This is a genomic window from Mycoplasma enhydrae (assembly GCF_017116825.1).
GTDB classification, from domain to species: domain Bacteria; phylum Bacillota_I; class Bacilli_A; order Mycoplasmatales; family Metamycoplasmataceae; genus Metamycoplasma; species Metamycoplasma enhydrae.
In genome coordinates, this window is sequence record NZ_JAFIRD010000001.1 from 1 (window position 1) to 24,303 (window position 24,303).

A 24,303-nucleotide genomic window follows, 5' to 3' on the forward strand; every position below is an offset into this window, starting at 1 on the left:
CTGGCTGTTGCTCCTACAATAATAGCTGTTTTCTTTTTCTTAATTGAGTTATTCATAAAACCTCTTTTTTGTTGTGTTTAAAATAATGCCTAATTATACCCAATTTCATATATATATATATATATATTGGTGTTTTTAGAGGTTTTTTGGTGATTTTAGGGCACTTTTGGGGAATTTTATCCCAAAAACTTTGAATTTTAAACAAACGTATTAAATATATTTATATTTAAAATTTTGGCCTTAAATAGCCAAAAAGGTAATAAAAATACGTTACTTTATGTAACGTTTATACTGTTTATCTAACGTAATTATATAATTTTTGAAATCATATATATTAGTGCTGTTTCAGCTCTTAAAATTGTTCTAGTTAATCCTACTATCGCCACTTTTTTGGTGTTAGTTAGTGCAATTTCATCTTTCGCAAATCCACCTTCAGGGCCTACTATTAATAAAATATCTCCTGTTGGTTTAATTAAACCATTTTTGGTTTCGTTTTCATAGGCCAAAATTTTATTTTCAATTGAATAATTTAGCACTTGTTCAAAACTAAGTGTATTTTCAAGAGTTGGAATTATATTTCTAAAAGATTGTTGAGCTGCTTCTTTGATTATTTTGCCAAAGCGAGTGATTTTATTTTCGACATTAATATTAGATTTATCACAATATTTTGAAACAAAAGGAATAATCTTAGTAGCTCCTAATTCAACAGCTTTTTGTATAGCAATTTCAAAGTGATTTTGCTTAATCAAAGGTATAGCTACAACTAAGTCAAAATCTAGCTCATTATTAATTTCTAATTTTTGATTAATTATTGCTTTATTAGGTGTTTCATAATTACATAAATAAAATTCCTTATTATAATTAACTAAGAATTTTTCATTCTTAATTCTAATTACTTTTAAGTGTTTTTGTTGTTCTAAATCCAGTTCAAAATAATTATCTTTTTTAGTGTGGCAAAAAAATTTATACATAATAAGCAATTATATTGTTTTATAACTAAAATTGAAAAAAAAGAGGAATAACCCTCTTTTTGAATCTAATGATAATTTTCAAAAGAAACTAAAACTTCTTACATCGCCTTATTTTCTATCTGTTTTGAAAATTAAATCATTATCATCTGAATTGTATTCATTTTCTTTTAAATAAGAATTTGAATTTCTTGAAGCTGAAAGAGTTAAAAACTCTTGAGTCGCCTCAGTGTTATTTGTTTCAATATTATCCATATTGAAATCAGTTTTTGGTTGTTTTTTTATACCTGTAGCTATTACAGATACATAAACTTCACCTAATTTTTCTGAATCTTCATTTGGTATATCAGTAACTCCAAAAATTACATTGACATCATTACCTGCTAGTTCATTAAATTCACTAACAGCTTTATTAAAGTCATTTAAAGTGGTTTTGGCTGAAGCTGAAAAATACAGTATTGCATTTGAAGCGCCTACAATGTTTGATTCCATTATTGGACTGCTAATTGCACTTTTAAGTGCTTTAGAAGCAGCATTTTCACCATTAGCACTTCCGATTCCAACTAGTGTTTCACCACAGTTTTTGATCACTGTTTCTAAATCAGCTAGATCTAAATTAATTCTTCCGGGAATAGCAATTATATCCACAATTGTTCTAATAAATTGTTTTACAACATTATCAGAAACTTTAAAAGCATCATTAATTGAAGAATCACCATATGCTTCCAATAATTTATCATTAGATAAAATTATGTATGAATCCACATGTTTTTTAAGTTCTTCAATACCTTCTAGGGCAATTTTTTTTCGTTTATTTCCCTCAAATGAAAAAGGAGTAGTCACAATAGCAATTACTAATGCATTTTTTTCTTTGGCAGCTTTAGCTATAACTGGAGAAGCTCCGGTTCCGGTTCCTCCACCCATACCTGCTGTTATAACAACTAAATTAGCTCCATCTAATTTTTCCTTAATTTCTTGTAAAGAGTGTTCAGCTGCTTTTTTTCCAACTTCTGGATTAGCACCTGCACCTATTCCTCTTTTATCACCAAGAGCTAAAGTAAATGATGGATCAAATTTGTCTAGTATTTGTTTGTCAGTGTTAGCGACAATAAATTCTAGACCATCAATATTTTTTTCTAAAAGTGTTTTTATACTATTGTTTCCACCGCCACCAACACCTATTACTTTGATATTGGCAACTGAATTATAATTATCGTTGTGTGACATATATATTCTCCTAATTTAAATAACAAAAATTAATTCTTTAATTATAAGTTAATTAAGGGTTTATTTTTTGTAATTAAAAGAATAATTACTAAATTGTTCGGTGTCTACTACGAATAATTCGGAGGTGATAGTCATTTCTTTAATTGTGTTAGTGTATTGATTATCAATTAGATTTAGTAATCCCAACATTTCATAGCTAATGAAACTTTTTTTAGCTTCAATTAGCTTTCCATAAAACATTTTTAAATCTTCATCATTTAGCAAGACTTTTTTAAACATATTAAATTCTTGCGAAATGTTTAATTGAATATTATCTTTATTAATATTAAGTTTATTTGCATTTTCAATAATTACATTTGAAATTAAACTTAAATAATCTTTAACTATACTTTCAATTTCAAGCTCGTTGTCTGCATGCAGATTGTTTGCTCACAAATTAAGTTTAATTTTAGCTTCAGATTCGCTTAAATTTAGTTTATTTTGTAAATTATTGATTAAATAATTTAATCCAAAATCTAATTTAAGTTCTAAGAAATTAACATAATTTTTTGAGATTTCTATTTTTAAGTGTTGGTTAGTTAATTTTAAAAAGGTAGCTACTCCATTTTTAAAATTATTACCATTAGAAATATTTTCTAAAAAATCATTGTCGTACATTCTTATAACGTTAAGATTGTTTTGTTTCATGAGGCTAAAAATCATTTTAGCTTCTTTTCAGTTTAATAAACTTAAACTAATTAATTTACGGTCATCAATTTTTGAAAAAATTTCATAACCGAATAGATAATAGCCATTTTCTTTTTCTAAATAATAAAGTTTTTTGGCTAAGTCTTCATTTGATAATTTATTTATAACATCATTTTCTTTCGAAATAATTTTTTTAGATATTTGATAGTTAATAGAATTTTTAATTACTATTACTACATTAGTTATTTTTGCTTTGATTAGTTCTTGAATTTCATTTTTAGTTCGATAAATAAAGTTATTTAAATAAGAAGGGTTAGAATACAAATTTATTGCAGAATATTGATAGATAGGTAAATATCCAAGGTTAGTTTGTTTAACCACCTCTACAGATATATATTCACTATCAAATTTATATGCTACAATAATTTGTTCTTTCATGCCTAACCTATCTTTGTAATAACTCTTAATTTTGCACTATGTGCTCTTTTGTTGATTTCCAATTCTTTTTTTGAAGGAAAAATGATTTTTTGTTTTCATTTTTTTTCAATTTGAATAGGAATTTTGTTTAAAGCAGGATCGTGATAGCTTAAATTTTGAAAAAATTTCTTAACTCTCACGTCTTCTTTACTATGGAAACTTATAATTGCGATTTTTCCATTTAAATTAATCAAATCACTTAGTTGATTTAATAGTTCATCGAGTGCACCTAATTCATCATTAACTGCAATTCTTATGGCTTGGAATATGGCTTTTGAAGGGTTTTTTTGTCTGACTATTTTGGCAGGTAATGCACTTTTAATAATTTCATTTAATTCAAATGAAGTAGAAATTGGACGATTCTTTATTATTGATTTCGCAACTAGTTTGGCTAGTTTTACATCACCATATTCATAAAGAATACGACTTAATTCTTCTTCACTAAATTCATTAATTATTGTGTGAGCACTAATTTTAGCCTCTTGGTCCATTCTCATATCCAGTTTTGTGTTCTGAGAGTATGAAAAGCCTCGTTCAATATCATCTAATTGAGGACTTGAAACTCCTAAATCAGCTAATATTCCATCAACACTTGTAATTCCTAGTTCACCTAGTTTTGATTTTAAGTATCTAAAATCGCTTTTAACTATGCGATATAAATTACTAATTTCTTTAAGCTTTGGTTCAGATTCAATAATTGCTTGATTATCTTTATCAAAACATATTAATAACCCTGAGTTGTTAGCTTTTATTTTTTTTAGTATTTCAATACTATGACCTGCTCTACCCAAAGTTAAATCTACATAAATTCCACCTGGTTTTACATCAAGAGATTCAATAACCTCATTCAATAAAACCGGAATATGCGTTTTTATAATTTAACTCCTTGTTCAAATAATTTTTGAGCTAGATCGTCAATGTTGGTTTCATCTTCAAAATACTTTTCTTTTGCTTCATAAACTTCTTTAGCAAATATTTCACAGGTGTTACCTGTACCTATGAAGATTACATCTTTTTTGATAGCGGCTTTTGAAGCTAAATGTTTTGAAATGGTTATACGATTTGATTTATCTGGACTAACCATTTCTGTATTAGCGAATATAAATCTACTTAATTCTCTTAAGTCTTTATTAAGTGAATTGTTATCTTCTAACTTAGATTTTAGTTTTTCGAATTCAGTTTTGTCTCTTAAAACAAGCTGTTTATCAAAACCAATGGTAACAAAAAAGTCTTTGCCTAGTTCTGCCAAAATCTTTGGTGGAACGACAATTCGGTTTTTGTCATCTAAGCTTCTTTCGTACTTGCCATACATTTCCACTTCCTCCCACTATCACCCATATTTTAGCATTTTTTATTTTGGTTGTTTGAAAATTTATTATTTTTTTTCGATTTTTTATTTTTATTTAATTTAAAGAGTGATTTTTTGGCGTTTTTGCAAATTAGGGATTAAAAAATTAACATTTCAAATTCAATTTTGTTAAAATAATATTTATGCTGGTTTAGCTCAGTTGGCAGAGCAATTGATTCGTAATCAGTGGGTCAGGGGTTCGATCCCTCTAACCAGCACCATAAGCTGATAAATAACGACTTTTTTAGGCATTTATTTATATTTTTAAAAATCTTAATTTTTTCATTAATAAAAAGTTTTTTTAGATTATAATAATTAAGCATTTCAAACAATAAATGCCGACTTAGCTCAGCGGTAGAGCAGCTGGCTGTTAACCAGTTGGTCGTTGGTTCAATCCCAATAGTCGGCGCCAGTTTGGCCCTATGGTGAAGTGGTTAACACATATGGTTTTCATCCATACATGCGTGGGTTCGAGTCCCGCTAGGGTCACCATTTTGGAGAATTAGCTCAGTTGGGAGAGCATTGCCCTTACAAGGCAAGGGTCGTGGGTTCGAGCCCCTCATTCTCCACCATTTGTTAAATACGCCTAATGCCTAAAGTGGCATTTTTTTATTATTTTTTTAGTCAATTTTAAAATAAAAAAAGGAGACAAAAATGTCTCCACAAATAAATGATATGGTACGCGAGGAGGGACTTGAACCCTCACGCCGTAAAGCATTAGTGCCTAAAACTAACGTGTCTGCCAATTTCACCACTCGCGCATAATAATGGTGCCGTTTATAGGACTTGAACCTACGACCTACTGATTACAAGTCAGTTGCTCTGCCAACTGAGCTAAAACGGCTTGTGCACTATAATGCTTTATTATTATATATGAAAAAAAATATTTATTTTTAAAAAAATTAGCGCCTAAATTAATGCAAATTTTAGTTTAATTTATTAATAAATTATTATATTAATATTGGTATAATAAACCGTAACCAAAAGCCAAAGGAGAATTAAAAGTGTTTTATAAAATAAATAAACCTCGTGGAATATCAAGTTTTTTAGCAATTAAAAAATTTGCTAAAGAAAATAATATTAAAAAAATTGGGCACAGCGGTACTTTAGATCCTTTGGCTGAAGGTTTATTAATTGTGGCTAGTGATGATGATACTAAAGTTTTAAGTCATTTAATCGCTGATACAAAAGTATATTATGTTGAAGCTTCTTTACATTACATTTCAGCTAGTTATGATGAAGGTCAAGAAGTTTTTTATTTAGATAATAAACCAAAAATTAAAAAGCAAGAACTTTTAGAAGTTTTAAATAAAATAAAAAATACTAAATCGCAAATACCACCTGCTTTTTCAGCTAAGAAAATAAATGGCAAACGAAGTTATGAATTAGCAAGAGAAAATATATTTAAAGATCTTTTACCTTGTCAAATTGAAATATATAGTTTAGATTTAATTGATTTTGATTATGAAAATCAAAAATTTATAATTGAAACAAAAGTTTCTAAAGGAACATATATTAGAAGTTTAGTTCACGATATTGGTCTAGTTTTAAATACTGATGCAATAGTTAATGTCTTAAAAAGAAAAGCAATAGGAAATATAAAACTAGACTTCCAAAATTTTTATGAGCCAATCGCAAATTTAGAAGACCTTTTTAGTGTAAAATTATATACGCTTAATAAAGATGAAATTGAACATATTAAAAACAAGCAATTGTTTTTGAATAGATTAATTGATGTAAATGATTGATGCATGTTTACATATAATAATGAAATTATAGGTTGAGGTAAAATAAAAAACGGTGAAATAGTCTTTGATAAGATTATTGGTAACCGTGTATTTTCTAACCCCAATACCCTAAAAGGAGTAAGTAATGAATAATAAATATAAAATGGTAGTATTTGATATCGATGGTACGTTGTTACCTTTTGGAATTGATGAACTTAGCCCTAGAATGAAAGAAATGTTTAGAAAATTAAAAGATGCTGGATATATTACAGTGCTTTGTTCTGGAAGAGATATTTTTACAGTTGGAAAACAAATTGATAATCCATATGTAGATTATTTTGTAGGAGCTAATGGAACTTTTATTCTTGATTTAAAAACTAAGGAATATATTTTTGAAGAAACAATAGAATATTCTGATTTCACTAAATTTAGAAATTTTGCAGAAGAAAATAAATTACCTTTTTCTTTTGTTGGTGATAAATGAGGTTATTATAATGATCTATTTAATATTAACCATTGATTTTACTTACCTTATAAAGAAAAATTTATTTCTGAAAAAGAATTTGAATCTAAAAATGATAAGAATTATTTAATTACTGTAAGTACTAATGAACCAGAAAAATTATCAAAAAAATTGAATCAGTTTTTTGAAAAAAATAACATGAATATGTGAGTTCTAGCCATTTGAAGTGGAGGTGTGTTTTTATCTTCAAAGGGTATTACTAAAGCAACCGGTTTAAGCATTTTAGGTCAACTTCTAGGAATTAAAATGGATGAAATGGTAGCATTCGGAGATTCTGAAAATGATATTGAGATGCTACAACACGTAGGTTTAGGTGTAGCTATGGGTAATGGTGGCGATAGTACTAAAAATGTGGCTAATGAAATTTGTTTACCAGTAACAGAAGATGGACCTTATTTCAAATTAAGAGAGAAAAAATTTTACGACTAGGTCGTATTTTTTTATTTAATTAAAGTAAAATTATTTAATATGACAGTTTTTGATTGAAATTTTAAAGATGTTTTCGATATAAAAGAAAACATCATCATGATTCTAGGTTCATTTGAAACTTTACATTTAGGTCATTATGAACTAATAAAAGCAGCAAAAGCTAAAAAAGAAATTTTGGCAGATGCTAAAATTGGCATAATGCTTTTTAGTGCACCTTATAAAAATAATAAACAGCTTCAAAAAAAAGCATTTCAAACTAAAGTCAGATTATTTAGTTTATATAATCTTGGCATTGATTATGTTTTTTTAGTTCAAAGTACACAAGATAATTTAAATACTAGTCATAAAGACTTTATTAATAATTTAAAACAAAATAAAGTTATTGAAGTAATTTGTGGACCTGATTTTAGATTTGGTTTTAGAAAACTAGGAGATATCAATTACTTAAAAAAACACTTTGAGCTCAATTTAATAAATGAAAGAAAAGTACAAAAGAAAAAAATATCTTCTTCATTAATTAATGAATTAATTGAAGAAGGTAATATTAGTGCTGCTAATAGTTTATTAATAGATAAATATGCATTTGTTTGTAGTATGGAAAATTTCAAATATGAATATCCAAAACAACTAAATAAATTAAAGTGCGGAATATATATTGTTAATGTAGTTATTAATGATATTGAATATCATGGCTTAACTAAAATTTCACTTGAAACTACCGAAGAAGACCAAAAAAATAATGAATTATACTTTTTTGATCTTAGTGTAATTCCTTCTAAATATCAAGATATTTATATTGAATTTGAATTACCAATTCGTTTTATTGGCACTAATCATGAAAATAACATTAATGAAAATGATATTGATACAGCTAGACAATGATTTTTAAATAAATAAGCATCCAATTTTTAAAAAAGGATGCTTTTATTTTAATTTTTTGGCTAGTTCTATAAATTCCAGAGCATTTAAAGAGGTTTTACCAACTAAATAACCTGATAAACCTAAAACCCTTTCCAGGTCGTTAACACTATTTAAATTAACTGATCCACCATATAAAATTGGAATATTTTTTGGCACAATAGTATGAATAAAATCAATAACTTTTTGAATATGACTAATTTCAGGAATAATTCCATTACCAATACAATAAACTGGTTCATATGAAATTATGATATTTTTATAATCTTTTATTTCCGCTAAGGCTTCAGTGATTTGTGTTTTTATTACTGATAGTGTTTGATTATTATCAAATTCTTCTTTAGATTCGCCCACACATAAAATCGGGCGCACATTCATGTCTAGTAGGTGTTTAATTTTTTTGTTAATAAAAGTATTAGTTTCATTAAACATTTGTCTTCTTTCTGAATGACCTATGATAACAAAATCGATATTCGCTTCTTTAGCTAATTTTAAAGACACTTCTCCTGTATATGCACCTGTTAGTTCGTAAAATATATTTTGTAATCCAAATAAATATGAACGTTCAGGGTTTTGATAAGCTAAATAAGCGCTATCAAAAGAAGGAGTAATTCCTATTTTTATGTTACTTAATTCTTTCTTTGATTGGTTTAATAGATACTCTAAAGCATCAATGTAAGCTTCAGTGTCTAAAAACGTTTTATTCATTTTAAAATTTCCAATTAAATATTTCATAAAACACTCCTTAATTATATTTATCCTAAATGAATGGCTAATAATCCTGAAATTAAAATAACACTTGAAATTAATATTAACAAATATGAAGATAAATTAGTAGTTTCTTCCAAGTTTTTTTTCAATAGTTTCTTAGTTTTTTCATTATTATATGCTTGTCTTTCTTTATTTAAAACACGATCCTTTTCATGTTGAGTCATATAAGGTGTATATTTCTTTTTAGCTCGTGAAGAAATTTTGGCATTGTGTACATAAGTTGAAAATGTTTTTATTATTCCTTTTCCTAAACCTTTTCTAAAAGCTATAACCATTAAAGAAACTGCTAAAACTAAAACTGTGCCCACAGTAATTCCATTAGACCAATTCATTTTTTTTAGAGTTTCTTTACCAAAAAAGCCGATTAATAAAATAAAAAGCAACATGATAAATAAAGATACAAAAAAATAAATAATTGTTGTTTTTGTTCAACTATTGTTTCAATATGCTCTAGCTTTTGATGTTGCAAAATTCTTATTCATTTTTTTATACTTTCTATAATATAAAAGAATTATACTTTAATCAATTTGTTTATTTAGGATTAAATTTAAAACTAGACAAAAAAATACTAGCCATTTATTATTGATTGACTAGTATTCTTAATTAATTAAATATAGCTTGTTATTTTTTTGTATATTTATTGTCAGTTCACAATTTAACTTGCGCTTCTGTACCATAAATATAATGATTATCGTCAATTTTAAATGTTTCGGGCACATTTGGGAATTGTTGTTCATAAATATAATCAAGAGCAAAAGAAACATTTTGAAATTTTTCATTTGCATTTGAAATTTTTGGTATAGCTTTGAATAAATTAATAGTATAAGGGTGTAAAGGTTTTGAATAAATGGCTTCTGTGTTACCACTTTCAACAATTTTTCCTAAGTGCATTATTTGAACATTGTCTGCCACATATTCAATCATACTTAAATCATGAGCTATAAAAATTAAACCAATATTTTTCTTAACACATAATTCTTTTAGTAAATTAACAACTTGCGCTTGAATTGAAATATCAAGAGAAGCAATCGGCTCATCGGCTACAATTACTTTAGGTTCGGTAATTAAAGCACGAGCAATAACAATTCTTTGCAATTGTCCACCACTAAATTCGTGTGGATAACGGTATGCAAATTGTTTTAAAAGCCCAACGTCTTCTAATGAACGATAAATAATAGTTTTATATAAAAGTTCTGAAATTAAGTATTTAGCAATAAAAAATGATATTTTATAATCAAATATGTTAAATCTTTTAACTCATTTAGAGCTAATGTCATTGTCAGGATGATTTTGTTTAGTTAAGTTTAGTTCAACTCATTTATTATCTATTCCTAATAATATATAAATGTTTTTAATATCGCGGTTTAAATATTTCTTTTCAATATGGAATGATTTTAAGGTATCTTCTTTTAAAGAAACATCAGAGTGATACATTTTTAAAGTTGTATCTAAATCTTTTTTAATTTGAGCAATTTTGGCTTCTAGTTTCTTTATAGCTTTTTTATCTGTTTTTGAAATGGTTTGAAGTTGAATTTTTAGTGTATCAATCTTGGCATTATAATGTTTTTTAACAAATTCAAAGAACTCTAATTTGAATTTTTCATACATTTCGTTGCAATAATCTTGCAGTGCAACTAAATTATTATATTCATCTTTTTGTTCTTTAATTTGGTTATATAACTCTTCGATTGTTTGTTTATAACTTACTAAAAAGTCTGCTCTACCTTTTTCATATATTTTTTTAGCTTTTTCTAAGTCTTTTTGAGCTTCTTGTAATTGTTCTTGTGAGTATTCTGGACTATCTTTAATTGCTAATTTAGCATTTACTTTTTGAATTTTGTCATTTATATCTGCAAATTTTTTAGCTCATTCTTGAGTGTTTTTATCTGATATTTTTTTATAAGAATCAAACTTAAAATTAAATTCTTTTTCTAGCATTTGAACAATATCTAATTTTGAAGTCTTAGTATATTCAATTTTGATTAGTTTATTTTCATAAAAATCTTTAACATAATCTTCTAATTCTCTAACTAGTTTTTTAATATCTTCAAAATCTAGCAGTTTTAAAGATTTTTGCAATTCTTTTAAAATTTCAATACGCTTTTTAAATAAGTATTCATTTTTTAGGTTATATAAATAGAACTCTAAATTGGTAGACATTAGTTTTGCTATATTAACAAGTGTTTTTTCATGTTTATTTTCAACACGATAGTTATAAAAAGTATTTTTTGATTCTCTTAATTTATCTTTATATGAATGTTCAAGTTCTTTTTTAGTTTTAAGAAGTTCATGTTTTTGTTTTAATAAATCAAATCTATTTTTTGAAATAGTATTTAGTATTTTAATTAACGCGTATTTTTTCTTAGCTTTATCATAATCTAATTCTTCTTTACTTAAGTCTTGATTACGATACTTTGCTTGCATTTGGTAATAGTATTCAATCAATGTTGAAGAGTTCGAATACATATTATTAATAATAGCGCTTTCCATTTGTTGTTTTTCTTCTAAATAAGCATAAAATGATGAAAAATTATCTTCGATACTTATTTCTTCTTCAAATCCAAAGTCCTTAAAAATATTTTGTCATTTTGAAAAGAAAGGTCTAGCTAATTTATTAATTTCTTTGTAATTTTGTAATTCAAGTTTCATTGCTTGAATTTGGAAAGTATACTTAAAATTCTTTTTTACATCCAACCAGTCAGCAAAAATATCATCAATTCTACTTTTCATAATGCCATTAACTAATAAAGGCTCTTTTAGAATGGTATAAATATTTTGTTGACTATTTAATGAAGCATGTGGATCTTGGAAAATCATTTGCACATTTTTACGTAAATATTTTTTTAGAGAATAACTAATATTTTTTCCTGAAATTATTTTATCTTCTAATCTAACAAAGCCGTTATATTCATCATATAACCTTAATATTGTTCGACCTACTGTGGTTTTTCCCGAACCTGATTCGCCAATTAAACCAACAATTTCGCCTTCGTGAACATCAAAAGATACACCATCAACTGCTTTGTTGATGACACCTTGATTAACGAAGTATTTTTTTAAATTATCAATTGATAATATTACTTTACGGTCATTATTGTTTTTCATTGTTAAATGCTTTCTTAAATAAATCTAAACGTTTTTTTAGGTCATTAGATAATTCAATTTTAGGAGCTTCTGGACTTAAAAGTCAAGTAGCTGCTGAATGTGTTTCAGTAATTGGTATTAATGGTGGTTCTTTAATGTAATCAATTTCTAAGGCATAATCATTACGTGGAGCAAAAGGATCACCGACTGGTAAATTGGCCATATCAGGAGGAGTACCTTTGATATTAAATAATTTTTCATCTTTTGATTCAGGTATAGCTGAAATCAGTGCTCATGTATAAGGGTGTGCAGGATTTGTAAAAATTTCTTGCTTAGTTCCTTTTTCAACTATTCTTCCAGCATACATAACATAAATGTAATCGCAGAATTTAGCAATAACTGATATATTATGGCTGATTAGAATAATTGAAATACCCATTTCTTGTCTAATGTTTTCAAATAAAGCTAAAACACTAGCTTGAACAGTAGGATCTAAAGCAGTAGTAGGCTCATCCGCTATTATCAAATCAGGTTTTAGTGCAACTACCATTGTAATTACAATTCTTTGTTTCATTCCACCTGATAAGGTATGAGGATAAGCACTAAAAATCTTTTCAACATCTCTTAGACCAAAAGTTTTAAGTAATCCTAATAAATATTCTTTCTTTTGAGTATAAGTTGCATCAAGTCAATCTGCATTGTTGTTTAGTGCATCTAATAGTTGTTTACCAATTGTTCTAGTTGGATTAAGTGAAGTTAAGGGGTCTTGAGGAATATATCCTATTTTTTGACCTCTAACTAGTTGTCAATATTTTTCTTTTTTTAGAATTCCACTTAATTCTAAGTTTCCTATTTGGATCTTATCGGCACTTACCAAACCATTTTCATTAACGTTAATTAAAGTTTTTGAAGTAACTGATTTTCCAGAACCAGATTCACCTACTAAACCAACTATTTGACCTCTATTTACATCAAGATCAACACCTCTAACAATATGAATGGTTTTTTTTCTGCCAACAGGGAAACTCACATGTAAGTTTCTTACTTCTAAAAGTTTATTAGTTTCTAGAGTATCAGAAGCTTTAATTTTTTCAAATAATTTTGAGCTTTTATTAAAGAATTTTTCTTTTTTTGTAACTTGATTAGCTTTTGAGGCTTTGGTTGTTGTCTTATTATTGCTTTTTTTATTGTTATTAATTATTTTTTTTGGCTTTTGGTTTGTTTCATTGGTAGTTTTCATGATTATTTTCTCTTTCCTTTAGACATAACTCTTGGATCAAGAGCATCATGAATTCCAAGTGCCATAAAGTTTAATGATAATGATAATAACAATAGTATTAGTGTTGGTAATAAGATAATTCAAATGTTTGCGCCAGCTTCGGATGCATTTTCAATTAATATTTGACCTAAGTTAGTTTCACTTGGATCTTTAAAAAATCCTAAAAATGCTAATGAAGCTACTCATAAAATAACTGCAGGAACGTTTTTAACAAATGCATTTGCAATTTTTCCGATTATTGCTGGTAAAGCGTGAACAAATATTTGTCTTGCATTCGAAGCACCAATAGCTTTGGCTGCAATAATGTATTCTTCATTTTTAACTGTAATTACATACATTCTTGTTATTCCAACAAACACAGGTCATCCAGCAATTGACATAGCTAAAATTAATGAAACTTGTTTTGTACCAAATAAAGCTACAAATATTAAAATTCAAATAATAGTTGGAGGTGAATTAAATATATCAATAATTCTCATTATTATGGTATCAATCATTCTTCCAGCATAGAAACCTAAGATGGCTCCTAATGTAATACCGAATGCAGCTTGAATGATGGTTGTAATAATTGCTATTTCAATACCTCTTCAAGTAGCATATCAAGTAGTTATTCAAATATCATATCCTGCTGATGTAGTTCCTAAATAAGTTTTTAAAACAGGAATACTAGCGTTTATTTTGCTAAATTCAACTGCTGCATCTTTACCTTCATTAACAGCTTTGACTAGTTCTTGATTTAAGATTGCTGCTCTAAATAAATGATAGGCATCATAAGTTAAAATTTGATTGATATCACCGTTTGGAAGAGAAATATATTCTAGTTTAGTTGAATTAAGAAAGAAAGCAAACCACTCATTTCATTGCGCTTGTTGGCTAGCTGGAAGTGCTGCTATATTACTCTTGAGGTTATTTCAAAATTTAAAGACCTCATCAGTATTATCAACAGTTTTAGAAATTATTGGCTTATATATTGGAGGTAATGATTTAATAAATGAATAGTCATTAATTAATCTATTAGGTTGATAAGCAGCAATGCCTCTTGCCGGAATTATCAAAGAAGATAAAATAATGAAGCTAAAAACTATTAATGAAATTATAACAACAGGATTAGAAAAGAACCTTTTTGTTATTTCAACTAGCATTTTTTTAGGTCTGCCAGCTATAGAGGAATTTTGAATTCTATTTTCTTCTGATACAAAAGAAAATTTCTTAGATAGTTCAGAACTAATTTTATACTTTTTGTTAAAGTCTTTAATCTGGGTTTCGACATTATTTTCCATAAAGTTCTAACCTACCTTTCTATATTTTGACTTTCGTTGGCCATTTTAACTTGAGCTTGTTGAGCAAATAAATCTTTTTCTAGTTTTTTTCTTTCTAGATATGCCTTAAAGAATAATCAATAATTTCTTTTGCTTTTAGCAGCATATGTAATTTTAGGGTCCAGAACAGCAAACATAACATCGACGATAATTTCAGCTAATAATGCTAATCCTGTAAAGAATATAGTTGAAAACATGATTATATTGATTTCACCAGTAGGGAATGATCTGGCAATAACTTGACTAGTTCCAGGAACATCTCAGTATTTTTCAATAATAATTGAGCCAGATAATAACCCTAAAAATGAACCAAATAATAAACTAAATAAAGGAATGGAGATATTTCTTAGTACATATTTAAAAAATATTTGTGTTGGTTTTAGCCCTTTTGTTTTAGCAATTAAAACATAATTAGAAGTTAGAACAGTAATAACTTGGTTTCTTGTATAACTCACATATACTGCCATTGAAGTTAAAGTAATTATTGTTATTGGTGGAAGATATGAAAGAAATAGTTCACCAAATGATGGATTAAGTTCTTCTCTAGGTACTGTAATACTTATACCTAATTGTAATGAAATAGTAATTAAAATTGGTGCCAAAATAAATGATGGAACGGCAACAAAGATTAATACAAACAAATTAGCTCCTGAATCAAATAATTTTCCGCGTTTGTAACCTGCAAATATACCTATCGTGATACCAAAAATAGCACTAATTATAAATGCCGGAAATGTAATTCTAATTGAATATTTTAGTGGTGAAAAAAACAGTTTTTGAATTGTTGTAAATTCAGATGGGTTAGGATTATTGCTTGGATTAATTACATAACCAAAATCCCCTTTAAATGCATTACCTATATATTTAAAATATCTAACAATAATAGGAATGTTATTACCATTTGCATCTACAAGGCCGTGTTTTTGACCAAGTTCAATTGTAATTTCTTGCAAAGTCTTAGTGTTTTTAGGATCAGCAAATCTTTTTTCTGCTAAATCCTTGACCGGCGAAGTCCCAAAAACACTCACTAAAATATAAACAACTAAGGTGATAATAAATAACGCAAGAATAGCAAAAGCTATTCTCTGTAATATATATTTAAACATTTATAAACCTAAAATTTTATTTGACTTTTCAGTCTAAGTAAACTGATACACCTAGTGATAATGAATCAGGAACAACAAAATGTTTTTGAACTAAAATTCTTCCAAATTCTTCTTTAGATTTGAAAATTCCATGAGTAAAGTTAATGTTGAAATATGAAGTTAACTCTGTCATTAATTCCACGATTTCTTCATTTGTTTTAGAAGAAATGTAATTTAATCAGAATCTTGATGATCATTCTCATGCATCTGTAGCATGTTTTCCTGGTGCTGGTGTATATCTTTTAGCTTTATTGTTAGCATCTCTTTCTAATCTATATACATTATTTGAATCTTTTTTAAATTCATAGTATGCTACATTTGGTAGACTTTGGCCTTTAAATCTATTTTCAATTAAATGAATATCTTCAAAAGGAACTGAAGTAACTCATTCATTTCCAGGTTGTTTTTCATAAGTTAGAATGTCTTTTGATAGTTGATATAACTTTGGATAAAAAGTTTGAATTTTTTTGTTTTTATCCCCTGCATCATTTTTAGCTATTCATGTTAATGTAGGAATAAAGTTTGCTTGTCATGATAAACCATCATATCCTGAACCAACTGAATCATAGTCATATGCTCAACTTATGAAATTAGCTCCATTGGCTCCTTCTGCTCTATATTGATTAAATTCAGTTTTAGCACTATCTGTAACTGCCACTAATTTAAAATCTAATCTTGGATTTAGTTCTTTGAATGTTTTTAATAATTGTTCAAAAGCATTTTTTTGTTGTGCTGTAATGTTTATATATGGGTAAAAGTAATTGAATTCAAAGTTTTTATCTTTTAATGTAGGATTATTTTTATCAAATTCATCAATTAATTTTTGAAGTTCTTCTTTAATTTGATTAAATCCAGCTGATTTTAATTTCTCTGTAACATCAGAAAAATCTTTAACGTATTCAGCATTTTCAGTAGGTTCTAGTGAGTCACCATATTTACCAAAATCGACTTTTTTAGTTCCATCGGCTTGAATTGCGAATAATGAATTAATTTTGTTTTCAGCATTAGCAGGAGTTTTAAGGTTTGAAGTTTTTTGGTTTGAACCTCCAATTGATGAACCATCAGCAACTTTAGCTATTCATGATTTAGCTTGACCGCTATTTGCTTCTGAAGCTAATTGATCTCAGTTTATAGCTGCATTGTATAATGTTCTAAAAACTAATCCAGTACCTGAAATATATGTTTCAGGATCATTTGTACCAGCTTTTAGTTCATCTAAGGTTCCACCATACATTAATTTTGCAAACGCATCATTAAAACCGTATTGACTAAGGTTTTTACTCAAAGGTGCAACAAATGGCTGTGATAACATTGAATAGTATGGTATTGATCTATTTAAAGGTTTGATGTATCTTAAACCATATTTTTCACTAGCTTTTTGCATTTCGTCTTTTTGGTTTTCTTTTAATTGACTAAATGCAATGTTTGATAAACTTTTTTGTTTATATTTATTAAATATTCTTTGAGCAAAAGTGTCTGCATCAACAGGTGTTGGTTGATATATGAAAACAATTTCTTCAATAGTATTATCATCTTTTACTCAAGCTTCATCTCAATAATGTTTGTTCTTCTTGAATTTTTGTTCTTGACCTGATTGAGGAGTTAAATAATATGGACCTACATATAATAAATCTTTTTGGCTTATAGCATATCAATATGCACCTGATTTATAAGCTAGTGAACTCTTATCTAATTTTTTAACTTCTTTTTCAAATTCCTTGGTTTTATCATCACTAATGCCTAAGTAGTTATATACCTTAAATTTAGCATCTTCATTCATTTCATCTAGGTATTGTGAAGGTGCTGGCATTAATTCATAAGTTTTTATTATTATTTCATTAAATAATTCAAGGAATTTTGCTTTTTGGGTTGGCAGTTTTTCAAATGTAACTGCTTTAGTTTCTGAATTAGCTAATTTTTGAAGAAACTTATCTTCTTCAAGAAATTTAGAAGAATCTATACCAAATAATGGATACAAGTAATCATTATCATATGAATCTTGACTAGTAAAATAATTTTCTGTGTCTTTAGATACAGATTTAGCAGCTAAATCATCTAATTCTTTACTTCCGCCATATTGTTGTCTATGTATATCTTTTATTAAATAAGTTCTTAATCATGAATAATAAAAATCTTTTGCTTGAACTTCATATTTTGTTGCTTTTCCGTTTGAATCAACTCACTTTACACCCTTACGGATAACGAATTGAACTTTAACAGCACTATTCATTTTTTCATCAAAATTAGCACTATTAATTGACCTTTGATTGTCAGATCTTAAGTCAACCGAAGGACTTGAATAGTATTTTTTACCTTCAATAGTAACATCACCTTCTGGTTTAATGTCTGCTTCATCATTGTCAAAAACATGAATGTTACCATGTTCATCTGTTACATGAATTTCTGAAGCTAATTCTAATTTATTTTTTTGTCATGTTGGCTCCAAAATCAACCTCTGGCTTTTTTGATTTCCACTAGAATCATTAGTTAAGATACCAACAATTTTAGGTTCATTTAAAGTTGCCTTTCTTATTAAACCAACTGATGTTTGATGTCTTGTTGAGGTTTCTAGGTAACTACCAAATGATCTAGAAGCATCATAAAAAAATGGTTTATTTTCTATTTTAGAGTTATATTCATAAACATATCTTCTTTTATTAAAATCACTACATGAAGCTGCTGCTAAAGGAACAGTTGTTCCGAGAAGTGTAGCAAGTGAAACTAATCACAATTTTTTATTTTTTTTCATTTCTATCTCCATAACTTTCATAATTTCTATTTGTTAAAAATGTCTTTGAAATTATGAAATAATTATAAATTATTTTTGACTTTTTATTGCTAATTTAAAGCCATATTTAAATAATTTTTTAACCTTTTTTAGTTTGTAATTTAAATGTTTTTTGAATGGTAAATCATCTTAAAAGGAAATTTAGCTTGAAGAGTTTTAGATCTTATTTGTTCAATATAACAAAATTGAACTATGTACCTCTAAGCCATAATTCTTGGTTGATTTATATTTTTTAAAATACATTTAGTAAACTTTTAATATTTATTACTATAATTTTTAATTAAAAATATTTAAATAACTATAAATTCCACCAAGAATCTTGTTCTTATAAATTGCATTAATGTCTGCATTTATAATAATATTCTTGTCAAAATTCATAATTTCCATGTCAAAAAACACAGCATTGTCTGATGCTGAGAACATAATTGAATTTAGGTTAGTTTTCAAATGTTCTTGTTTCATGTTTTTCCTTTTAATGCATATATGTTAACATTTTTTATTAAAAAGTGCAAGAAAAAATCGAAAAAAATCACCTAATAACAATTTTCTAGTTGTTTTAAGGACCTTATAAATGCCTAAAACATTTTTGAGTATGGGCTAATTATTAACGCAAAACATTTATAAATTTTAAATTTTTACATTATTGTCTATAAATAATTGGCATGTAAAAAATTTATGCTATAATAGTATTAATTCAACAAGCTCTGATTGTTGGATTAACTTAGTTAATGTCTTATCCGAGCATAAAAGCTTATTTCACTGAATAATTAAAACAGGGTCTGCGGAGCCTGATTTTTGCTATTTTATGGTAAAATTTTAACTATGAATTCAAGAACAAAAAAAATAATTTTTAACGAGCATAAAGACAATATTAAATGAGAAATATATTTTATGTCTTTAGCTAAACTAAGTGCCTTAAGGTCAAAAGATCCTACTACTAAAGTAGGTGCATGTATTGTGAGCCCTCATAATTATGTAATATCACTGGGATATAATGGTATGCCAACAAGTTTTAATAGTCAAACAATTAATAATGATGAAATGTTCCCATGAAATAGACCTAGTGAATCACAAGATGTGCTAAATTCTAAATATACGTATGTCGTACATGCTGAAGCTAATGCCATTATTAATGCTAATTTAACTAATTCAAAAATTGAACCAGGATCTTCAATTTTTGTAACTCATTCGCCTTGCTATCATTGTGCTAAACTAATTGTACAATCAAAGATTTCGAAAGTTTATTATGCAGTAGCATACAAAGAACAATCTGATGATTTTAAAGCGTCTGAAAAAATATTTGAAACGTTTGGTATTCAATGCATTAAGATTGAAAAAGATTTTGATTTAGATTTTAAGTTATCTAATGAGCAATAATAACTTAATTCTTTATTAATTCAAGCATCTGATTAGATGCTTTTTTTATAAATAAAAATCGCTTAAACTTTAATGTTTAAACGATAAGAGATTATTTATTGGTTATTAGTTATTTTATTAAAAATTAAATGTCTATTTTGATAAATATAAGCATAATCTTCAACCTTAAATATTTGGCCATTGATAGCTACATTTTCATAATTAAATATTAAAAAATAGTAAAATTCATCTTCAAAAGTTTTAGGGTTTTTTAATAACTTGCTTTTTCAGTCCTTATAAGTATATCTTCATTTTCAGTTTCTGTTTTTTTGATTTGGTGTCTCTGAAATTAAACTTATATTTAAATCAATTGTAGCCTTAAGAGAATGAAATAGATCTTCATTTTCGCTTGAACTAATGTTTTCAAAAACACTTTCTTTTAAAGTTTTATTTTTTTGGCTTCAAATTTGGAATTCTTTATTTATTTTAGTTATATTAGCCAATAATATAGCACAAATTACTAGCATACCAATCGATAAACCAGATGCCATAAACGGTAGATAAAAAATTGTGTTTCATGAGTGATTAATTATTAAATTAATTATATATACCAAACTAAAGCTTAATGATAACATGATTAACACTGCAGAAACTAATAAAAAACTTAAAACAAATATAAATAGTTTATTAATCTTATTTTTAAAAGTTTTAAAGAATGAATGCTGCACAACTATATTTTTATTTATAAAAATTTTTGAAGCCCCTTGTTTAATTAGAATTCCTTTATATTCATTAAAAAATACAAGCATAAAAATTAGCACAAAACAAATAAATAATATAATGCTTAGTATTGAAAATCTGTTTGATAAAAATTTAGCTATTTTTATATCAATCATGAATTACCCTCCTTTAGAAAATAAATTTTAGTTGCCTTTTATAATCTAATTTTACAATAAAGTTTTTTATTTGTTGACTTTATATTTTTTGCAAATAAAAAATCTCTACTGTGAGATTCTTAAGTAATATATCAAGTGCAAAACAAAATATACTTATACTTTTTTTGTTAAATAACACAAAATTAGGAAGTTTTTTGCTTTTATTATTCTTTTAGTAGTTTCAAAAATTCTCTTCGATTTTGAAACAAAAAAGCATAATCTTCAACCTTAAATATTTGGTTATTAATAGCTACATTTTCATAATTAAATATTAAAAAATAATAGAGATAATCATCAAAATTTCCTTCTTTAAGCTTTAAGAGCGCTCTTTTAATTTTTTTAAATTTTAGCTTAAATGTAGCATCATATTGATTATATATTTTTGTAATAAAAGACATTTTTAAATTTTTGGAATCATTAAATAAATTTAAAAGTTCTTTATTATTATCACTAGTATCTAAATGTTCAAATAATTTATTACCGGTTTGTTCATTTTTAGATTTTCAAATATTTATTTCTTTATGAATTATTTTAATTTTGAATAAAACCATTAAACAAGTTGAAAAAATAGCAATTCCAAAGGAAAAAGAAGCAATAGCTCATATAGCTCAAAATGAATTAATACCATCAAATAAAAAACTCAATATTGTAACCAAAGAAATAATTGAAATGGTAATTAAGAAAATTGAAATTGTTGAAAAAGTTATTATAAATATATAGATTTTTCTTGCTTCTTTAAAAAAAGTATTAAAAAAGTTTTGATTTACTTTAATTTTGTTTTTCAAAAATATTGATGATACATCTTTTTTTATCATAATTGTTCTTACTTTAAATGAAATGTAGAAAATGAAAGTACAAAAAAATAATAAAATTATTACTGTGTGAATTGCTAAAAAAGCAATATTCAAATTTTTAGTTAAGTTGAGTGTCATTATTTAAAATTTCCTTTATAAAACTTAAAAAGTACACACTGTCAAATCTTGTTGAATTTATATAAATTTCTTCATAATTAAACAATAAAAAATATAGCAATTTATTTATATCTATAGCGCCATTATGAAAAAAATTCTTCTTTTGTTTTGTATATTTTTTAGTAAAAAAGTGCTTTTCAGTATTTTTAAATTTTGCTATTTTAATTGTTATATCTTCATTTAAAATTAAGCTTTTAAACTGATTAAAATTTTCAGGTAAATTTATTTCAAAATTAGTATTTTTTATTTTATTATTTTCCTTTTTTCAATCTTTTAGTACTTTAGAAATCCTATGTATCTTAATAACATTTATTATTAATATTCATAATGGTTCAATTAATAATAAATAATACAAAAATACATAAATTAAATCTTGTGAATTAATTTTTTCTATATTGGATAAATGAATGGTCAATAAAGCTATGGGTAGACTTATACAAAACAAAATTATTATTGATATTTCAATATATAAAAATCAATAAGATTTCTTAATAAGTGAATCAAAGATATTAAAAACCTTATCAGGTAATTTAATAAAGTCGTTCAAAATATATTTTTTTGATTTAATCTTAAAATTCTCAATAAAAGCAGTTTTTTTATTAATAGAAATTAAAAAATAAAGTGTTATCGAATGATAGAAAATGAGCAATACAAAAGTTGTTATTAATGTAATTATAAATGTTGACATTTAAATTTCCTTCTTAGTCTTAATATATTTATCATTTTACATGATTAAAGATAAAAAAATACGAAATCCAATTTTGGATTTCATTTTAAAATTTATTATGTTGTATATTTTCCAAAAATAAATGTTGCTAAAACACAAATTGTTATTATTTTTAGGTTTTATAAATACTTTATATATTTAGATTTTTGTTTTGATTAGCAATAAAAATTTTTTTATTAAAACAAATAGCGATTGGAACATAAATAACCATGATTGTTATGAAATAAATAAAAACACAATAAAGCTTCAATGTATTCAATCTGAAATAATATTAAAAACAGAAGATACAAAAATTGAAATTAGAGCTAAATTTAAGACAACAAATAAAGAAATAAAATTGGTCTTATTAACTTTTGAATCTTCATTAATTAAATTTAGTTTATTAATGAAAAATAATGAAAATAAACTTTTAATAAAACTGTTTTTGTTCTTGATAAGAATGGCTATTTTTGCTATTTGCAACATTAAGAATGATAAATAAATTAAAGAAAATGAAATAAGATAAATTTGTTTTCAATTAATACGTTCTTTCATTAATTTTGGCAACAAGGTTGACTTTTCAAGTTCACTATTGTATTTATTTACTCAAGTAATATAAACTAGAATAAAAAACAATGATAAAACAAATACAACATCCAATAATAAATTAAAACTGAAAAAAATTTTTCTATATTTTTTAATATCCATATTTTAAACCTCATTAATAACTAAATTTTATAACCTTTTTTTAGTTTAATGATTTTTTAAAAAAAACAAATAAAAAAATCCATTTAAGGATTTAAGTTTTTTGCGGCTCATCGCTTAATTTGTTCTCTGAAAACTGAATATCGATAAATAATTTAGATTACTTCTATAGAATCACTATTAAACCAATCAATTTATTAGTACTGGTCAGCTGAATACATTGCTGTACTTACACCTCCAGCCTATCAACCTCATAGTCTATAAGGAATTTAATAGGGAATACTCATCTTTGAGGGGGCTTCCCGCTTAGATGCTTTCAGCGGTTATCCCTACCGTACTTGGCTACCCAGCTATGCTTCTGGCGAAACAACTGGCACACCATCGGTACGTCCACTCCGGTCCTCTCGTACTAAGAGTAGCTCTCATCAATATTCCAACGCCCACATCAGATAGGAACCAAACTGTCTCACGACGTTTTGAACCCAGCTCGCGTACCGCTTTAATGGGCGAACAGCCCAACCCTTGGAACCGACTCCAGCTCCAGGATGCGATGAGCCGACATCGAGGTGCCAAACCTTCCCGTCGATGTGATCTCTTGGGAAAGATAAGCCTGTTATCCCCGGGGTAGCTTTTATCCGTTGAGCGACGGCCTTTCCACGAAGAACCGCCGGATCACTAAGTCCTGCTTTCGCACCTGCTCGACTTGTAGGTCTCACAGTCAATCACACTTCTACCTTTATGCTCTTTGATACGGTTTCTGACCGTATTGAGTGTAACTTTGAACGCCTCCGTTACCCTTTAGGAGGCGACCGCCCCAGTCAAACTACCCACCACACACTGTCCTCTTGCCAGATCATGGCAATAAGTTAGAAGTTCAACGTAACAAGGGTGGTATTTCAACGCTGACTCCACTTGGACTAGCGTCCAAGCATCATAGTCT

At 26.7% G+C, this 24,303-nt stretch carries 21 protein-coding genes, 6 tRNA genes and 1 other annotated feature (1 of these 28 only partly in view); of the genes, 8 read left to right on the top strand and 19 right to left on the bottom strand.

Annotated elements, in window-relative coordinates; all coding sequences use genetic code 4:
* Nucleotides 1–308: 308 nt before the first annotated feature.
* The 5 genes from JXZ91_RS00005 to JXZ91_RS00025 all read right to left on the bottom strand — a co-directional run bounded on the left by JXZ91_RS00005 (nucleotide 309) and on the right by JXZ91_RS00025 (nucleotide 4,671).
* Complete coding sequence (locus JXZ91_RS00005; protein WP_205850977.1) at nucleotides 309–971, bottom strand: 16S rRNA (uracil(1498)-N(3))-methyltransferase; 663 nt, start codon at nucleotides 969–971, stop codon at nucleotides 309–311.
* Between the two features lie 108 nt (nucleotides 972–1,079).
* Complete coding sequence (gene ftsZ, locus JXZ91_RS00010) at nucleotides 1,080–2,195, bottom strand: cell division protein FtsZ (protein ID WP_205850978.1); 1,116 nt, start codon at nucleotides 2,193–2,195, stop codon at nucleotides 1,080–1,082.
* Between the two features lie 60 nt (nucleotides 2,196–2,255).
* The gene (locus JXZ91_RS00015) at nucleotides 2,256–3,320 is read right to left on the bottom strand and encodes a hypothetical protein (RefSeq protein ID WP_205850979.1); all 1,065 of its coding nucleotides are present in this window, start codon (nucleotides 3,318–3,320) and stop codon (nucleotides 2,256–2,258) included.
* A gap of 2 nt (nucleotides 3,321–3,322) precedes the next feature.
* Entirely contained in the window at nucleotides 3,323–4,237 is a 915-nt protein-coding gene (gene rsmH / locus JXZ91_RS00020) for a 16S rRNA (cytosine(1402)-N(4))-methyltransferase RsmH (protein WP_205851164.1), read from the bottom strand.
* Complete coding sequence (locus tag JXZ91_RS00025; RefSeq protein ID WP_205850980.1) at nucleotides 4,231–4,671, bottom strand: division/cell wall cluster transcriptional repressor MraZ; 441 nt, start codon at nucleotides 4,669–4,671, stop codon at nucleotides 4,231–4,233. Before JXZ91_RS00025 ends, rsmH begins: the two co-directional genes overlap by 7 nt.
* Before the next feature lie 181 nt (nucleotides 4,672–4,852).
* Between JXZ91_RS00025 and JXZ91_RS00030 the strand changes: the two genes are divergently transcribed.
* From JXZ91_RS00030 to JXZ91_RS00045, 4 genes are all read left to right on the top strand, one after another.
* A tRNA-Thr gene (locus JXZ91_RS00030) sits at nucleotides 4,853–4,928 on the top strand.
* A 116-nt stretch (nucleotides 4,929–5,044) separates the two neighbouring features.
* A tRNA-Asn gene (locus JXZ91_RS00035) sits at nucleotides 5,045–5,119 on the top strand.
* A gap of 4 nt (nucleotides 5,120–5,123) precedes the next feature.
* A tRNA-Glu gene (locus JXZ91_RS00040) sits at nucleotides 5,124–5,199 on the top strand.
* Nucleotides 5,200–5,203: 4 nt separating this feature from the next.
* Nucleotides 5,204–5,279: transfer RNA gene (locus JXZ91_RS00045), tRNA-Val, on the top strand.
* 104 nt (nucleotides 5,280–5,383) lie between these two features.
* Here JXZ91_RS00045 and JXZ91_RS00050 read toward each other — a convergent pair.
* Nucleotides 5,384–5,468: transfer RNA gene (locus JXZ91_RS00050), tRNA-Leu, on the bottom strand.
* A gap of 7 nt (nucleotides 5,469–5,475) precedes the next feature.
* Nucleotides 5,476–5,551, bottom strand: a tRNA-Thr gene (locus tag JXZ91_RS00055).
* 160 nt (nucleotides 5,552–5,711) lie between these two features.
* Between JXZ91_RS00055 and JXZ91_RS00060 the strand changes: the two genes are divergently transcribed.
* From JXZ91_RS00060 to JXZ91_RS00070, 3 genes are read left to right on the top strand one after another with little or no spacing between them, the layout of a single operon-like run.
* The gene (locus JXZ91_RS00060) at nucleotides 5,712–6,587 is read left to right on the top strand and encodes a tRNA pseudouridine(55) synthase (RefSeq protein ID WP_205850981.1); all 876 of its coding nucleotides are present in this window, start codon (nucleotides 5,712–5,714) and stop codon (nucleotides 6,585–6,587) included.
* The gene (locus tag JXZ91_RS00065; protein ID WP_205850982.1) at nucleotides 6,580–7,386 is read left to right on the top strand and encodes a YcsE-related riboflavin metabolism phosphatase; all 807 of its coding nucleotides are present in this window, start codon (nucleotides 6,580–6,582) and stop codon (nucleotides 7,384–7,386) included. Before JXZ91_RS00060 ends, JXZ91_RS00065 begins: the two co-directional genes overlap by 8 nt.
* A 39-nt stretch (nucleotides 7,387–7,425) precedes the next feature.
* Nucleotides 7,426–8,283 (top strand): FAD synthase, encoded by an 858-nt coding sequence (locus tag JXZ91_RS00070; protein ID WP_205850983.1) that lies wholly within the window; start codon nucleotides 7,426–7,428, stop codon nucleotides 8,281–8,283.
* 27 nt (nucleotides 8,284–8,310) lie between these two features.
* On the opposite strand, the gene JXZ91_RS00075 is transcribed toward JXZ91_RS00070, so the two are convergent.
* From JXZ91_RS00075 to JXZ91_RS00110, 8 genes are all read right to left on the bottom strand, one after another.
* Nucleotides 8,311–9,039, bottom strand: a complete 729-nt coding sequence (locus JXZ91_RS00075) for a triose-phosphate isomerase (protein ID WP_205850984.1) — start codon at nucleotides 9,037–9,039, stop codon at nucleotides 8,311–8,313.
* Between the two features lie 20 nt (nucleotides 9,040–9,059).
* Nucleotides 9,060–9,557: a hypothetical protein gene (locus JXZ91_RS00080; protein WP_205850985.1), complete on the bottom strand. Its 498-nt coding sequence runs from the start codon at nucleotides 9,555–9,557 to the stop codon at nucleotides 9,060–9,062.
* A 139-nt stretch (nucleotides 9,558–9,696) separates the two neighbouring features.
* Nucleotides 9,697–12,180 carry an ATP-binding cassette domain-containing protein gene (locus tag JXZ91_RS03510; RefSeq protein WP_205850986.1) on the bottom strand — a complete coding sequence of 828 codons (2,484 nt, stop codon included), beginning with the start codon at nucleotides 12,178–12,180 and terminating at the stop codon, nucleotides 9,697–9,699.
* Nucleotides 12,167–13,399: an ABC transporter ATP-binding protein gene (locus JXZ91_RS00090; RefSeq protein WP_241006039.1), complete on the bottom strand. Its 1,233-nt coding sequence runs from the start codon at nucleotides 13,397–13,399 to the stop codon at nucleotides 12,167–12,169. The genes JXZ91_RS03510 and JXZ91_RS00090 overlap by 14 nt, the downstream gene beginning before the upstream one ends.
* Nucleotides 13,400–13,401: 2 nt before the next feature.
* A complete protein-coding gene (locus JXZ91_RS03515; RefSeq protein ID WP_205850987.1) occupies nucleotides 13,402–14,718 on the bottom strand; it encodes an ABC transporter permease in 1,317 nt (438 codons plus the stop codon).
* Between the two features lie 11 nt (nucleotides 14,719–14,729).
* Nucleotides 14,730–15,863, bottom strand: a complete 1,134-nt coding sequence (locus JXZ91_RS00100; RefSeq protein ID WP_205850988.1) for an ABC transporter permease — start codon at nucleotides 15,861–15,863, stop codon at nucleotides 14,730–14,732.
* Nucleotides 15,864–15,879: 16 nt separating this feature from the next.
* Nucleotides 15,880–18,651, bottom strand: a complete 2,772-nt coding sequence (locus JXZ91_RS00105; protein ID WP_205850989.1) for an OppA family ABC transporter substrate-binding lipoprotein — start codon at nucleotides 18,649–18,651, stop codon at nucleotides 15,880–15,882.
* 315 nt (nucleotides 18,652–18,966) lie between these two features.
* Nucleotides 18,967–19,152 carry a hypothetical protein gene (locus JXZ91_RS00110; protein WP_205850990.1) on the bottom strand — a complete coding sequence of 62 codons (186 nt, stop codon included), beginning with the start codon at nucleotides 19,150–19,152 and terminating at the stop codon, nucleotides 18,967–18,969.
* A gap of 360 nt (nucleotides 19,153–19,512) precedes the next feature.
* Between JXZ91_RS00110 and JXZ91_RS00115 the strand changes: the two genes are divergently transcribed.
* Entirely contained in the window at nucleotides 19,513–20,067 is a 555-nt protein-coding gene (locus JXZ91_RS00115) for a deoxycytidylate deaminase (RefSeq protein WP_263752758.1), read from the top strand.
* Between the two features lie 95 nt (nucleotides 20,068–20,162).
* On the opposite strand, the gene JXZ91_RS00120 is transcribed toward JXZ91_RS00115, so the two are convergent.
* The 4 genes from JXZ91_RS00120 to JXZ91_RS00135 form a co-directional block, all read right to left on the bottom strand.
* The gene (locus JXZ91_RS00120) at nucleotides 20,163–20,942 is read right to left on the bottom strand and encodes an MAG0920 family protein (protein ID WP_205850991.1); all 780 of its coding nucleotides are present in this window, start codon (nucleotides 20,940–20,942) and stop codon (nucleotides 20,163–20,165) included.
* A gap of 203 nt (nucleotides 20,943–21,145) precedes the next feature.
* Complete coding sequence (locus JXZ91_RS00125) at nucleotides 21,146–21,913, bottom strand: MAG0920 family protein (RefSeq protein ID WP_205850992.1); 768 nt, start codon at nucleotides 21,911–21,913, stop codon at nucleotides 21,146–21,148.
* Nucleotides 21,894–22,640, bottom strand: coding sequence for a hypothetical protein (locus tag JXZ91_RS00130; protein ID WP_205850993.1), 747 nt, complete (start codon nucleotides 22,638–22,640; stop codon nucleotides 21,894–21,896). The genes JXZ91_RS00125 and JXZ91_RS00130 overlap by 20 nt, the downstream gene beginning before the upstream one ends.
* 255 nt (nucleotides 22,641–22,895) lie before the next feature.
* A complete protein-coding gene (locus JXZ91_RS00135) occupies nucleotides 22,896–23,366 on the bottom strand; it encodes a hypothetical protein (RefSeq protein ID WP_205850994.1) in 471 nt (156 codons plus the stop codon).
* 178 nt (nucleotides 23,367–23,544) lie between these two features.
* Nucleotides 23,545–24,303, bottom strand: a sequence feature (most likely nonfunctional fraction of RNA operon); it runs 3,446 nt beyond the window's last position.